Origin of the sequence: Stenotrophomonas sp. PS02289, assembly GCF_029960115.1 — a bacterium.
In the GTDB taxonomy this organism is placed as follows: Bacteria; Pseudomonadota; Gammaproteobacteria; order Xanthomonadales; family Xanthomonadaceae; genus Stenotrophomonas.
The window spans coordinates 1-15,204 of record NZ_JASCOZ010000106.1 but is presented as its reverse complement, the minus strand read 5'-3'; the positions used below and the strand labels follow the sequence as shown (position 1 = coordinate 15,204).

General features: G+C 68.5%; 8 protein-coding genes. 7 read left to right on the top strand and 1 reads right to left on the bottom strand.

All coding sequences use genetic code 11. The features are described from left to right. Positions 1-111 precede the first annotated feature (111 nt). From QMX83_RS14565 to pbpC, 6 genes are all read left to right on the top strand, one after another. Positions 112-1,233, top strand: a complete 1,122-nt coding sequence (locus tag QMX83_RS14565; RefSeq protein ID WP_282297366.1) for an AAA family ATPase — start codon at positions 112-114, stop codon at positions 1,231-1,233. Then, positions 1,230-1,640 (top strand): hypothetical protein, encoded by a 411-nt coding sequence (locus QMX83_RS14560; RefSeq protein WP_282297365.1) that lies wholly within the window; start codon positions 1,230-1,232, stop codon positions 1,638-1,640. The genes QMX83_RS14565 and QMX83_RS14560 overlap by 4 nt, the downstream gene beginning before the upstream one ends. Next, positions 1,637-3,478: a hypothetical protein gene (locus tag QMX83_RS14555; RefSeq protein WP_282297363.1), complete on the top strand. Its 1,842-nt coding sequence runs from the start codon at positions 1,637-1,639 to the stop codon at positions 3,476-3,478. The genes QMX83_RS14560 and QMX83_RS14555 overlap by 4 nt, the downstream gene beginning before the upstream one ends. Next, a complete protein-coding gene (locus tag QMX83_RS14550; RefSeq protein WP_282297362.1) occupies positions 3,468-6,197 on the top strand; it encodes a bpX6 domain-containing protein in 2,730 nt (909 codons plus the stop codon). The genes QMX83_RS14555 and QMX83_RS14550 overlap by 11 nt, the downstream gene beginning before the upstream one ends. A gap of 73 nt (positions 6,198-6,270) precedes the next feature. Continuing rightward, entirely contained in the window at positions 6,271-11,190 is a 4,920-nt protein-coding gene (locus tag QMX83_RS14545; RefSeq protein WP_282297361.1) for an alpha-2-macroglobulin, read from the top strand. After that, a complete protein-coding gene (gene pbpC / locus QMX83_RS14540) occupies positions 11,191-13,536 on the top strand; it encodes a penicillin-binding protein 1C (RefSeq protein ID WP_282297360.1) in 2,346 nt (781 codons plus the stop codon). It begins immediately after the preceding gene. A gap of 31 nt (positions 13,537-13,567) precedes the next feature. Here the strand turns inward: pbpC and QMX83_RS14535 are convergent, their stop codons facing one another. Then, complete coding sequence (locus tag QMX83_RS14535; protein WP_282297359.1) at positions 13,568-14,050, bottom strand: peroxiredoxin; 483 nt, start codon at positions 14,048-14,050, stop codon at positions 13,568-13,570. Between the two features lie 174 nt (positions 14,051-14,224). On the opposite strand from QMX83_RS14535, the gene QMX83_RS14530 reads away from it, so the two are divergent. Further along, on the top strand, positions 14,225-15,118 hold the full coding sequence (locus QMX83_RS14530) for a DnaJ C-terminal domain-containing protein (RefSeq protein WP_282297358.1): 894 nt from the start codon (positions 14,225-14,227) through the stop codon (positions 15,116-15,118). Positions 15,119-15,204 lie beyond the last annotated feature (86 nt).

Sequence of the window (15,204 nt, the reverse complement as noted above, 5' to 3'; positions counted from 1 at the left end):
GCCACGCCCTGCGTGGCTTCGCGGCAACCGGCAGGCCACGGCCACGCAGGGCGTGGCTCTACGCGCCACGCTGTTGACGCATAATGACGTCATCGTACAAGGATCGACGTCATGATTGCCCACGCCGCTGCCGCCGCCCGTCTTCGTGACGTGGTCCACTCCGCAACCACCGGTCTGGTCGACCGCGAGCAGCTGGCCGAGCTGATGGTGCTGGCCAGTGTGGCCGGCGAGCACCTGCTGGTGGTCGGCCCGCCGGGCACCGCCAAGAGCGCGGTGGTGCGCCGGGTGGCCAACGCGCTGGGCGGGCGCTACTTCGAATATCTGCTTGGCCGGTTCACCGAACCGTCCGAGCTGTTCGGGCCGGTGGATCTACGCAAGCTGCGCGACGGCCGGGTTGAAGCCGATGTCACCGGCATGCTGCCCGAGGCCGACATCGCCTTCCTGGACGAAGTGTTTCTTGGCTCCACTGCCATTCTCAACAGCCTGCTGGGGGTGCTCAACGAGCGCCGCTTCCGCCGTGGGCATACCGACATCGCCTGTCCCCTGCGCGTCTGCGTGGGCGCGGCCAACGCGTTGCCGGAGGATGAGGCGCTGGCTGCCTTTGCCGACCGCTTCCTGCTGCGCCTGTTCGTCGAGCCGGTGCCCGACAGCCGCCTGGAAGCATTACTGGAAGGCGGCTGGGCGGAGGAGTCGCGTGCGCCGGGAGCCACCGCCGACATGGCCGATCTTGACCTGCTGCGCGCCCAGGTGGCCCAGGTCCGTATCGCCGACGTGCGCAATCCGCTGGCCGAAGCGCTGCGCAAACTGCGCGCGGCCGGAGTGACCTTGTCCGACCGTCGTATCGTCAAAACCCAGCGCCTGGTCGCGGCGGCCACTGTGCTGGCGGGTCGCGAACAGGCAACCGAGGCGGATCTGTGGCCGCTGTTCTATGTGCTGCCCAGCCGCGAGGCCCAGCTCAGCGCGCAGGAAGTGCTGCGCGGTTCCATGCTGATGGCCACCAATCCGACGCTGCGCAATGCGGTGGAGCAGGTCGTGCTGCAGCCGGTGTCGCGCGTGGACCGGCTCGTCCAGGCCGCGCAGAGTTGCCTGGATGACACCGGCAGCGCGGCCACGCGGACCATCGCCGAGGCACTGCTGCGCGAGATCGACGCCAACTTCGCCGCGCCGGCGTTGTCGCCGGAGCTGGCCGCCGCGCGTGCACGTCTGGTGGAGCGGGTCAGCGAGCCGGCATGAGCGCGCGCTGGCGTGATGTCGCCGAGCCGTTGGCACCGTGCGGCGTGATCGGGCTGGGCCGCGTGGCGCAGGCCCTGCTGCAGGTCGTGCAGCACAACCCGCGGCCCGACTGCCGGGCAGTGGCCGCCGACGGCGTGCTGCTGGTCACCGGCGAGGCGTCGCAGCTGCCGTGGGCGGACGGTGTGCAGTACGTGGCCCCGTGTCGTGAGGCCGGCGCACTGTGGTTGCCCACCACCCGCCAGCCTGGACAGCCGCTGGATCTCCTCGCGCGTGCGCTGGCGCGCCAGCACGGCGCGCAGCCGTTGCTGCTGCTGGAGCAGCCTGCGCTGCTGCTGTCGCTGAGCCGCCTGCTGCCGCTCGATACGCGCTGGCTGCAGCACCTGCGCCAGCGCTGGGGGCAGGCATGAGCGCCCCCACGGTTGCACCACCATCGTTGCCGCTGCCGCTGCAGCCGTGGCGACAATGGCTGGAAGGATTCGATGCTGAGATCGTCGCGGCGCTGGGCGAGTGGCTGCTGCGCCTGGCCCCGTTGCTGGGCAACGGAAGCGCGCGCGTGCAGGCACCGTCGCCCGAACCCGACGGCCTTGGCGAACTGGCCTCCCGGGGGCAGTACCAGCGTTTGCTGCTGAGCGAGTGGGGTCTGGCCGACCTGGCTCCGGACGAGTTTCTGCGCCGTGCCGCCAATGGCGAACACCTGTTCCTCGCCCCCACGCCGATCCGCCCGCGTAGCGACCCGCGCATGGTGATGGTGTTCGATGCCGGTCCTGCGCAATGGGGCGACGCGCGGTTGGTCCATGTCGCGTTGTGGATCCTGCTCTGGCGGCATGCACAGGCGCAACGCGCGCAGCTGCAGTGGGGGCTGGCGCATCTTCCCGGTGAGCTGCACTCCGTGGAGACGCCGCAGGACCTGCTGAAAATGCTGCGCGGGCGCACCCATGCGGTGGCCGAGTCGTCGCATTGGCTGGCCTGGCACGCGGTGCTGCAGCCGTCATCGCCTCACATTGGGGAGCGCTGGTGCATCGGCGGTGGCCAGGGCGTGTCGGGTGATGCGGGATTCACTCACGCGGCCCGCATCCACACCGGTTGGGACGCACAGCTGCAGGTCCGCATGGGGCCGCGTGCCGCATTGCGTACGCTGGCACTGCCACGCCTGGCGGCCGCACCGGCCGCGCGCCTGCTGGCCGGTGAATTCCTGCATCGACCCGCGCGTGCTGATTCAAGCTCGGCGAAAGGGCGCTTTTCATTGCGGCAGCCGCCGTTGTTCAGCCCCAATGGACGCAGCGTTGCGGTGGCACTGGCGGGGCGCAACGGCGCATTCCAGCTGCGTCTGCCCGAACCGGGGCAGCGCAAGGTATACACCGGCCGCTATCACGAATGGGCCGCGCAGTCGCAGATGCTGGCCGCAACGACCTGGGACAAGGTGTTCGGTGGCATCACCTGCGATGCCGACCACCTGTATTTCTGGAAGCTGCAGGGACAGTCCACCCAGCCGCGGCCGGAACCGGAAGTGTTCACGGTGCGTCCCGGCGTGCCACAGTGGCTGCCCATTGCCCTGCTGTATGCAGGCGGAAAGCGCCATAGCGTGGCGGTCATCGACCATGCCCGCCAACTGCTGGTCTGGCCTGCACCGATACCCGGTGATCCAGCTTCAAAGCGCGGACCGCTGCGTGTGGCCGGCGACGTGCTCGCGCTGCATCAGGCCAATCCGCAGGGGGTGGTGTATGCGCGGGTGGAAGGCATCTACGTCGGCATCCATCAACTGGATAGCCGGGGCAACAGCAGTCCGCGTGCGCGACTGCTGGCGACTGACCGCACCCGCGCGGTGTGGTTCGGTGGCACGCAGCGTGGCAGCGGTTTCCAGACCTGCTGCGTTGAACATCGTGATCTCGACGGTCTGTGCGTACTGACCCTGTATGACGCCGGGTGCGGCCAGGTCGGCTTGGCGAAGCTCCCGGTGGACTGGAAGCGGATCGGCCTGATCCAGGCCGGCAACAACCAAGGGGTCTGGCAGATGCTGGTCCTGCGCGCCGACCGGCGCACCCTGGTCGCGGTGGGAACCGGTATCCAGACCGTAATCCATACCTCCAGCGACGACATCATGGCGGCGTCCGTCTCCGACTGTGGCCGCCGCATAGCCGTCCTCGGTATGGGCGGCGAGTTGCTGGTGCTTGCGCTGGGCACGGACCCCGAGGCGCATACGGTGCTGGCCAGGGTGCGCGGCACAGGAGATGAGCATGCGACCTGAGCAGAATCCCGCGACAGCGACCCTGGCCAACCTGCGGGTGCCGCTGTGGCAGGGCCGGCAGCCGGTGGCAGCGCTCTGGTTCTCCAGCGCGTGGCTGGACCAGGCACAGCGCGAAGCACGCCTGCTGCAGGCGTGGCGCACGGGCAGCCATGCCTGGCGCTTTGCCGACGGCGACCTGCTGTGCCTGCCGGAGCCGATCTGGATGGAGTGCGCGCAGGCCGTGGGGCTTCCGTTGCGCCGTGTGGACGGCGTGCTGCAGGCCGGTCCGCTGACTGCAGAGGAGCGCGCCCAGGTGCCGGCCGCCGATCTGATCCTGGTCGAGGCGGCGCAGGCCCAGCCGCGACGGCTTGCCGAAGGCGAGTCCCTGGACGTGTCGCTGCTGCTGGATGTGTCGCAGCATACGCTGCGCACCACCTATGACTTGAGTGTTCCCGAACCGCCGCCGCTGTTGCCGGAACTGCAGGGAAAGGATGTGCGTCAGCTGCTGGGCAAGGCCATTCCGCCACGCAGCGAGGCCAGCGAGCAGTTCCTGCGCAGCTTGCATGGCCAGCCATCAGCGACACAGGAGGCACCGCTGCAGCGGGTGTCGCGGTGGTGGCGCGATGTCGCGCCGGGCATCGGGCTGTCGGTGCTCTCCTGGGTGGGCAATACCCTGGATCCGGGCAGGACAGGCGGGAGCGCAGGCAGTGCCGGAGGCATCGCACCGCGTCGCAACCCGCATCCGGCTCGTCCCTCCGCCTGGCGCATGGCGCTGGGCCGGCTGGCGATGCTGACCCGTGCCAGCCGGGTGTTTGGCTACCGGCAGGGGGCGCACCTGCGCCGGATGATGGGCATGTTCGAGCGCGGCGATCTGCATGAAGCGCTGCGGCATGCACTGCCGCTGGGCGAGGAGGCGGGCTCGCGCGGGCCGGCATTTGGTACGCCGGGGCGACGCGAATCGCTGACCCTGAGCGGCGCGCGTGGCGCGGGCACGACCATCGCCCTGGACGACGCGCTGATGGACCATCTGCGCACGATGTACCGCGCCGCGTTCGAGCGACTGGACCGCGCCGGTCGCATCGACGAGGCGGTGTTCGTGCTGGCCGAACTGCTGCACGCACGCCAGGAAGCACTGGACTACCTGGTCAAGCACGCGCGCCTTGCGCAGGCGGCCGAACTCGCACTCGGCTGGGATATGCCGCCGGCGATGGTGATCCGGCTGCTGATGCTGGCCGGTGACACCGCGCGCGCGGTGCTGGTGGCGCGGCGCGACAACGCGTTCGCCGATGCGATCGCACTGCTGCAGGCCGACCACCCGCAGCAGGCCGAAGCGCTGCGCACGTTGTGGGCAGTGCTGCGTGCCGATCACGGTGACTGGCTGGGCGCGGTGGAGACGATCTGGCCGCTGCCCAGCCAACGGGGACAGGCGCTGGCCTGGTTGCTGGCCGCCGAGGCGGCCGGCACCGTGCTCTCGGTACGCGCGCTGGTACAACGCGCCACCTTGCTGCCGGAGACGCTGGCCGACCACGCGGCACGCATTGACGCGCTGCTGGAGGTCGACGGTGATGCGCAGCTGCGCCTGGGCATGGCCGACGCCTTGCTCGACATCGGTGCACACAACGCCAGTACCCGCGCGCTCGCGGCGCACCTGTTGCCGGTGTTGGCCTCGGACCGCTCCCGCGGCCGCAGCCACTGGCCGCAGGAGCGCTTCCAGCGGCTGCTGAAGCTGTCTGCCAATGCAGTCCTTCGCGCGGACATGCCCAGCTGGGCGACAACGGCCGATGCGCCGGTGCCGGCACCGCTGGGCAGGAACCCGGTGCTGCTGACGGCCCCGTCGCCGGGCCTGCATTCCCTGCACGATCTGGCCGGACTGCCCGGCGGGCGCTATCTGGTTGCTCTGGGCGAGGCCGGTGCGGTGGTGATCGACGCCCAGGGCCAGGTACAGCAGCGCTTCGCTGTTCCGGCGTTCCGCCTGGTCATGGGCGACAGCGGTGAAGCCGCGCTCGCCGTGGCAACCCGCGAACAGGTTTCACGGGTCGAGCGTCTGGACCTGGCGACGCGCCGGGTGACCGCGCTGGGGACCATCGCCTCGGCTACGTTCGCCCCCACCTTTGACACCACCGGCTGGACGGTGCTGATCGACAACCGGATCCGCACCGTGGATGCCAGCCGGCACGTCAACGACGTGCTCTGGCACGTGGATCTGCCGGGACCGGTGGTGGCGGCAGATTTCTTCGGTGCCAGCGAGGTCTATCTGGTGGCGGCCGGTCATGAAGTTGAAGTGTGGCGCTACCGCCTGCCCGGGCGTCGGCGCAGCGCGCATGAGGCCCTGCAGCCGGTGCCGGACCTGCCTCTGCTGCCCAGCCCGGAAACCGGCGCGTTGCAGCCACGAATCTATCGGGACAGCGCGGGTGACCTGCAGCTCGAGTACGCGCACAACGGCCTGCGCAGGTGCGCCCTGCTGGCGGCGTCAGCGGCGGAGACGCTGACCGGTGACAGCCACTTCCAGGCCTTGGACTGCGGCCTGCTGGTGCACCTGCCAGGCACCGAACACAGCCATAGCGTATTGCTGCGGTACCGCGACGCCGCGGTACTGGCGCGGGTGGAGTGGCCCGGGCCGGCGCAGGTGCGGGCCCGTGAGCAGGCCGGCCTGCTGCTGTTGCACGACCGCCTCGGTCGCTGGGTGCACATCGATACCGACACCGGGGCGACCCACGGCATGCAGCTGCTGCACGTGTAGCAGCGCGACCTGGGTCGCTGCTCTGGTTCACGGTGCCGCCGTATACTGGCGGCATCGTTCAAGGAGTGACGTCATGGCTACGCAGGGTCGGGTCGGGCAGGGGAAGTGGAAGGGAATCATCGCGCTGGCGCTCGCCGCCGGCCTGGCCTTCGGGGTTGCCGGCTGCAAGCGCAACGACAGCGGCCAGCTGCCGGAGGCCTCCGGCAAGCCAATCGCGGCCAAGGCCGAAGCCGTTACCGAGTTCACCCTGCTGCGCGCCTACCCCGACCAGAAGGGCGATGGCCTGTCGCTGGCGCTGGAGTTCTCGCGCCCGCTGGTCGGCACCCAGGACTTCGATGCGCTGGTCCGCTTTGAAGAAAAGGTCGGCACCGAGGACAGCAGCTGGACCCTGTCCGACGATGGCACCACGCTGCGTTACCCGTTCGTGGAGGCGGCCAAGGACTACACCCTGGTCGTCTCGCCCGATCTGCTTGCGGCCGACGGCAGCCGCATCGGCAAGGAACTGAAGCAGAAGGTCTTCACCGGTGAGCTCAAGCCCGCCGCCGGTTTTGCCTCCCAGGGCAGCGTGCTGCCCGCACGCGAAAGCCGCGGCCTGCCGGTGGTCTCGGTCAACGTGCCGGAAGTGGACGTGGAGTTCCTTCGCGTCCGTGAAAAGCAGCTGCCGCAGTTCTTCAGCCAGTACCAGCGCGGCGGACGTCGCGGCAGCTGGGAACTGGACAGCGAGTACGGCGACAAGACCCCGATGTCGCAATTGGCCGAACCGGTTTACGTGAACCGGTTTGTGCTCGGTGGCAAGCAGAACGAGCGCGTGCTCACCTATCTGCCCACCCAGGACATCAAGGAACTGCAGGAACCGGGCATGTACTTCGCGGTGATGAAGCGCACCGGTTCGTTCGACAGCGAGTTCGACACCGCCTTCTTCACCGTCAGCGACATCGGCCTGCACACCCGCGCCTACAAGGACACCCTGTTCGTCCACACCGCCTCGTTGCAGAGCGGGGCGGCACTGAAGAAGATCGACCTGCGCATTCTGGATGCCAAGGGCGAAGTGGTGCTCAAAGGCAGCACCGATGGCAACGGCAACGCGCTGCTCAAGTACACCCTGGATGCCGGCCATGTGCTGATTGCCAGCAGCGGAGCCGATACCACCTTCCTGCCGTTCAACCAGCCGGCGCTGGACCTGAGCGAGTTTGCCGTGGCCGGTCGCGACAACGCCTGGTTCGACGTCTTCGCCTGGTCCGGGCGCGACCTTTACCGTCCCGGTGAAACCGTGCGCGTGTCCGCACTGCTGCGTGACAACGACGGCAAGCCGGTCAAGCCGCAGCCGGTGTATCTCCGCCTGAAGCAGCCCGACGGCAAGACGTTCCGTGAAACCCGCCTGCAGCCCGGCGAACAGGGCTACCTGAGCTTTGAACAGACCATTCCGGTCGATGCTCCCACCGGCCGTTGGCAGGTGGAGTTCCGCAGCAACCCGGCCAGCAAGGAGGCCATCCAGGGCATGACCCTGCGCATCGAGGAGTTCCTGCCCGAGCGCATGAAGCTGGATCTGGACAGCCCGCAGAAGACCCTCAAACCCGGCGAGCCGCTCAAGCTGCAGGCCGATGCCGCCTATCTGTATGGTGCACCGGCTGACGGCAACCGGTTCACCGCACGTCTGGCGGTGACGGCCGAGACGTCCCCGGTCGAGTCGCTGCCGGGTTACTTCTTCGGCGATGTCACCATGGAGCTGCCGCGCGAGGCGCGCGATGTGATCGACACCGAGTTCCCGGCCGACGGCAAGCTGCGCCAGGACGTGGCGCTGCCGGCTGAAGTCAAGGCTACGGCACCTGTCGCTGTGGTGCTGTCTGGCAGCGTGTATGAAACCGGTGGACGCACCGTCAGCCGTACCCTGAAGCGGGTGATGTGGCCGGCCCCGGTGCTGGTCGGTGTGCGTCCGTTGTTCGATCACAATGACGGGGCCGACGCCAACAGCAACGCCCGCTTCGAGATCCTGCGTGTGGATGCGGCCGGCAAGGCCCATCCGGGCAAGGGCCTGAAGGTGACCCTGGTGCGCGAGCTGCGCGACTACCACTGGACCTTCAACGAGAACCGCTGGGACTACGACTTCACCCGTCGCTTCGAGAACAAGGAAACCCGTACGCTCGACGCCGGCAGTGCGGCCGTCGGCATCGACTTTCCGGTGGAGTGGGGCGAGTACCGGCTGGAAGTGTTCGACCCGGCGACCGGGTTGACCAGTCGCTATCCCTTCCACGCCGGCTGGAGCTGGAACGACGACAACCGCGGCCTGGATGCCCGTCCTGACAAGGTCAAGCTGAGCCTGGACAAGACCGGTTACAAGGCCGGCGACACCGTGCGCGTCACGGTCACCCCGCCGCATGCCGGCAAGGGCGTGATCATGGTCGAGAGCGACAAGATGCTCTACGTCCAGGAAATCGACGCCAAGCCGGGCAGCACCTTCGACCTGCCGGTCACCGCCGACTGGGAACGCCACGACGTCTACATCACCGCGCTGGTGTTCCGTGGCGGCAGTGCACCCAGCAAGATCACGCCGGCCCGTGCCGTGGGCGTGGTCCACGTGCCGATGGACCGCAAGGCGCGCAGCGTGGCGGTGGGCTTGTCCGCACCGAAGCAGATGCGCCCCGAGCAGACCCTGCCGGTCACGGTGAGCGCGCCGCAGCTGGCCGGCAAGGTGGCACACGTCACGGTGTCGGCGGTGGATGTGGGCATTCTCAACATCACCCGCTTCGCGGTGCCGGATCCGGCAGCGCACTTCTTCGCACAGCGCCGCCTGGGTGTGGATGCCTATGACATCTACAGCCGCGTGATTGAAAGCTTCGACGGCAGCAGCGGCAAGCTCAAGTTCGGTGGCGACATGGCCCTGGCCGCGCTGCCGCAGGCCAAGCGTCCCACCGCACGCGTGCAGACCGTGGACCTGTTCGCCGGCCCGGTGAAGCTCGACGCCAAGGGCAATGCCCGGGTCAACCTGAAGGTGCCCGACTTCAACGGCACGCTGCGGGTTTCCGCGGTGGTGTATTCGGACGACCAATACGGCAAGCGCGACATGGAAACCGTGGTGCGCGCGCCGATCCTGGCCGAAGCCAGCATGCCGCGCGTGCTCGCACCGGGCGACCGCAGCACGGTCACGCTGGACGTGCAGAACTTCACCGGCAAGCCGGGTGAGTTCAAGGTGCAGGTCGACGGCGCCGGTCCGATCACGCTGGGCGAGGGCAGCCGCACGCTGAAGTTGAACGCCGATGCCAAGCAGACGCTGAGCTTCCCGCTGGGCGCGCGTGAGGGCTATACCGTGGCCGAGGTGCGGGTGCGCGTGGACGACAACGGCTTCAAGGTGGACCGTCGCTATGACCTGCCGGTGCGTGCCGCGTGGCCGCAGGTGCTGCGCGCGCAGACCCGTACGCTGGATCCGCTGACGGCGGTCAGCATGGACGCCTCATTGGCCGATGGCCTGATGCAGGACTCGGTCAACGCCCGCATGCTGGTCAGCGCGCTGCCGCCGATTCCGTTCGCCAGTGCGCTGGAAGGTGCCTTGCGCTATCCCTACGGCTGCGCCGAGCAGACCACCAGCAAGGGTTATGCCGCGCTGATGCTGGACGAAGCCACCGCAACCATGCTCGGTGCCGGTGGACTGGACGCCAAGCAGCGCCGTGAACGCATGGAGGGCGCGTTTGGTCGGCTGGCCTCGATGCAGGTGGCCAATGGCAATTTCTCGATGTGGGGTGACGACGGCTACGTCAATCCGGCGCTGACCCCGTACATCGCCGAGTTCCTGCTCGACGCCAAGGACGCCGGCTTCGCCGTGCAGGATGCCGTGCTGCAGAAGGCGCTCAATCGCCTGAGCGAAGACCTGCTGGCCGGCGGCAACCAGTTCTACGGCGAAGACCGCCGCGAGAACCTCAAGTTCGCCAACCAGGCGTACGCCGGCTACGTGCTGGCCCGGGTCAACCGTGCTCCGCTGGGTACCCTGCGCGCGCTGTACGACAACGAACGCAGCAAGGCGCTGACCGGCCTGTCGCTGGTGCACCTGGGGATCGCCCTGTCGCTGCAGGGTGACCACAAGCGCGGCGACGCCGCCATTGCCGCCGGCTTTGCCAAGCCCAGCAGCGAGCGCCCGCAGTACTTCGGTGACTACGGCAGCGCGGTGCGCGACGACGCGCTGATGATCGCCCTGCTGCACGAACGCAAGCTGGCCAAGCCCGCCTACGACGCACGTGCGGTGGACCTGGGACGTGCGCTGGATGCCCGCCGCAACAACGGCTGGATGTGGCTGAGCACCCAGGAACAGGTCGCGCTGGCGCGGCTGGGCAAGGCACTGGCGGCCAACCAGAAGAAGCAGGTCTCCGGCGAGCTGGCCGTAGGCGGCGAAGTGGAAGCGATTGCCGCGCGCCGACTGTTCGGACGCGGTTTCGACTACGCCGCGCTGGCCAAAGGGGTGCGCTTCACCCCGCAGGGCGAGCCGCCGATGTTCGCCAGCCTCGAAGTGGCCGGCATTCCGCGCACCGCGCCGGAGCCGGACAGCCGCCATCTGGGCGTTGAGCGCAGTTGGTACACCACCGACGGCAAGCCGTGGACCCCGCGTCCGCTGAAGGAAGGTGAAACCCTGATCGTGCGGGTCAACATCACCCCCAACCTGGACATGCCCGACGCACTGCTCACCGACCTGCTGCCGGCCGGTCTGGAGATCGAGAACCTCAACCTCGGCGACGCCAAGCAGTGGGCCGACGTGGTGGTGGACGGTCTGCGCATCAGCGAGCGTGGTGAAGCGGCCACCCTGCGCCATGAGGAGTTCCGCGACGACCGCTACGTGGCCGCGCTGAAGCTGACGCGGGGCAGCACCGCCAAGGTGTTCTATCTGGTGCGTGCGGTCACTCCGGGTACCTACACCGTGCCGCCGCCGCTGGTGGAGGACATGTACCGTCCCGACCTGCGCGGGGTGGGGCGCAGCAATCCGACCACGATCACCGTGGTGGAGCCCTGATTGAGCCGGTACCGCTGGCTGTGGCGGGGCCTGCGCTGGGGCACCGCCACCTTGCTGGCGGTGCTGCTGGTGCTGGACCTGGCGTTCCCGCCGCCGTTGCCGAAGCAACGCGACACCAGCACCCTGGTGGTCGCGCGTGATGGAACTCCGCTACGCGCCTTCGCCGATGCCGATGGCGTATGGCGCTATCCCGCCTCGCTGCAGAGCGTTTCGCCGCTGTACCTGCAGGCGTTGCTGAACTACGAGGATCGCTGGTTCTGGCGGCACCCGGGCGTCAACCCCTGGGCGCTGCTGCGTGCGGGCAAGCAGTGGCTGGGCAGTGGCCGCATCGTGTCCGGCGGCTCCACGCTGACCATGCAGGTCGCACGCATCCTCGACCCGCACACGCGCACGCCGTGGGGCAAGGCCAAGCAGCTGCTGCGCGCGATGCAGCTGGAACTGCACCTGAGCAAGGCCCAGATCCTGGCCCTGTATCTGGAACGCGCACCCTACGGCGGCACGATCGAAGGTGTTGAAGCGGCCAGCTGGGCCTACCTCGGCAAGCCGGCCGCGCAACTCTCACATGCCGAGGCGGCCTTGCTGGCCGTGCTGCCACAGTCGCCCAGTCGCCTGCGCCCGGACCGCCATCCGGAGGCGGCGCAGGTGGCCCGTGACAAGGTGCTCGAACGCATGGTCGCGCTCGGCGTGTGGTCGCGCGAGGAGGTCGACGATGCGCGCATGGAAGCGGTGGTCACCCGCGCGCTGCAGCCGCCGCTGCATGCCGCACTGCTCGCCCAGCGCCTGCGTGCGGCCGAGCCGCGTGCGGCGCGCATTGAAAGCACGCTCGACATCGGCCTGCAGCGTACGCTCGAAGAACGTGTCAGCTCCTACTTCTCGCAGCTTCCCGAACGCACCTCCGCCGCGCTGCTGGTGGTCGACAACCGCACCCTCGAAGCACGCGCATACGTGGGCTCGGTGGCCTTCGGCGACAAGCAGCGGCTCGGCCACGTCGACATGGTGCAGGCGTGGCGTTCGCCTGGCTCCACGCTCAAGCCGTTCCTGTACGGCATGGCGCTGGACGATGGTCTGATCCATTCCGAAAGCCTGATGGTGGACGCACCGCAGAGCTTTGGGGGTTACCGCCCCGGCAACTTCGATGCCGCGTTCAACGGCCCGGTCAGCGCCGCTACCGCGCTGCGGCTGTCGCTCAATGTGCCGGCAGTGGACCTGCTGGATCGGGTAGGTCCGGCGCGTTTTGCCGCGCGTCTGTCCCATGCCGGCATCAACCTGCGCTTTCCGCATGGCAGTGCACCCAATCTGTCGCTCATTCTCGGTGGTACCGGCGCGCGCCTGGAAGACCTGGTCGGCAGTTTTGCCGCCTTCAACCGCAACGGCATTGCCGGACGCGTGCGGTATCGCCCGGACGACGCGGTGATCGAGCGGCGGTTGATGTCGCCGGGTGCGGCCTGGATCACCCGCGAGGTGCTCGAGTCCAATCCGCGACCTGGCTATGGCAGCGGGACCTTCGATGTCACCGGTCGCCCGCGCGTGGCGTGGAAAACCGGCACCAGCTACGGCTACCGCGATGCCTGGGCGATTGGCAGCACCCGCCATTACACCGTGGGTGTGTGGGTGGGGCGGCCGGACGGCACGCCATTGCCGGGTCAGTACGGTGCAGTGACCGCGCTGCCATTGATGTTCGAAGTGGTGGACAGCCTGCCGCGCCAGCCCGGCGATGCCAGCGCTGCGCCGCTGCCCGCCAGCGTCAGCAGCGAAACCATCTGCTGGCCGACCGGCGAGCGCGAGCAGGATGTGCCGCCGGCACTCTGCCAGCGTCGCCTGGACGCCTATGTGCTGGATGGCGCGGTGCCACCGACGTTCGCCGAACGCGATGCCCGCCTGTGGCAGGCCGGCCGCCAGCGCTTCCAGGTGGACGCGCGCAGTGGCCTGCGCCTGTCGCCGGAGTGCACGCTGCCGCACGAGTCACAGAGTCGCGAGATCGCGCGCTGGCCGGCGCGGGTATCGCCGTGGTTGCCGCTGGCCCTGCGCCGCGCCTCGCAGCTGCCGGCGTTGTCGCCGGATTGCCGCGACGAAGGAGCGGTCGGTACCGGCACCCTGCACATCGAGGGATTGAATGACCGCGCCACGCTGGCGCGTGCACCCAACGCCGAACATGGCGTGCGCCTGCAGCTGCGTGCGCTGGGCACCGAACAGAGCGTGGATTGGCTGCTGGATGATCGCTGGATTGCGCGCACGGAAGGCGCACGTCTGCTGCAGCGGGACTTCGACGAGGCCGGCGAGCATACGCTCACCGCGCTGGCCAGCGACGGCGCGTGGACCCAGGTGCGGTTCCGGATACTGCGTTGAGGCGTGCCGACCAACGGTCGGCACCTACCGGTCAGGCTGGCAGGTGCGCCAATACATACTCCGCCGACGACACCTCGAACTTGCCCGGCTCCTCGATCCACGCCCCCCGGACCACGCCGTTCTCCACATACAGGGCGAACCGCCGCGAGCGCACGCCCATCCCGGAACTGCTGGCATCCATCTCCAGGCCCAGGGCACGGGTGAAGTCACCATTGCCGTCGGACAGCATCTGCAACCCGTCGGGCACATGCTGGCTTTCGCCCCAGGCCTTCATCACGAACGGGTCGTTCACCGCCATGCAGAACACGTCGATGCCGCGCGAACGGAACTGTTCGAAGTGTTCGACGAAGCCGGGCAGATGGCGCGCCGAACAGGTCGGGGTGAATGCGCCGGGCACCGCGAACAGTACCGCTTTGCGCCCGTCGAACAGCGCATGGGTATCCAGCGTTTCCATGCCCTCGCGGATGCGCTTGAGGGTCACTTCAGGAATCGCGTCGCCTACGTGGATGGTCATGGGGGCTCCAGTAACACGGTCAGGGCAGGGCACAGGTGCAGCGTAGCCCATGCCCTCGGCTGCCGCATGGCGCTGGGTCATGTTTCGATCACGGCGCAAGCGCCTGCACCCGCTAGAATTGACTGAACAGCCCCCGCCGGCGCGGGTGGCCGACCCTATTCGAGGTGTTTTTCAATGGAATTCAAGGATTACTACGCCACGCTCGGGGTGGAACCCAGCGCAGGCGATGCCGAAATCAAGACCGCCTACCGCCGGCTGGCGCGCAAGTACCATCCCGACGTCAGCAAAGAGGCCGGCGCGGAAGAGAAGTTCAAGGCGGTCAACGAGGCGTATGAAGCCCTGCGCGATCCGCAGAAGCGCGCCGCTTACGATCAGCTCAAGGCCCAGGGCTACCGACCGGGCGAGGAGTTCCACACGCCGCCGGGCTACGGTGGCGGCCAGGGCTTCGATTTCGAGGAGGTGTTCGGCGGCGGAGCCGGTGGTGGCGGCTTCAGCGACTTCTTCGAAAGCCTGTTCGCGCGCCAGCGCGGCGGAGCCGGCCGCGCCAGCGGCTTTGGCGGTGCCAGCGCGGGCCCGCAGCCGACCCGCGACACCCGGGCCAAGCTGTCGGTGCCGCTGGAAGCGGCCTACAACGGCGACAGCCTGCGCATTACCGTCAACGGCAAGCAGCTGGACGTGCGCGTGCCCAAGGGCATCCGTCCCGGCCAGGTCATCCGCTTGAGCGGGCAGGGCACCAACGGCGGCAACCTGCTGCTGGAAGTGGAATATGCCGCGCATCCGCAGTTCGAGGTCGACGGCCGCAACATCCTGTACACCCTGGACGTCACCCCGTGGCAGGCCGCGCTGGGTACCAGCATCAGTGTCCCCACCCTGGGCGGTGCGGTCGAACTGAAGGTGCCGGCCGGCTCAGATGCCGGACGCAAGCTGCGCCTGCGCGGACGCGGCCTGCCGGGCAACCCGGATGGCGATCAGATCGTGGAAATCGAAATCGTGGCCCCGGTGCCCACCGATGACGCGCAGAAGAAGGCGTATCGGAATCTGGCCAAGGCCTTCGGCGAAACCGTGTGACGTTTGCGTACCGACCAACGGTCGGTACCTACCGGTGGGGGGCCCCCCGAGGTTGGGGCCCCGCAAAAACACCCCCAAAAACACCC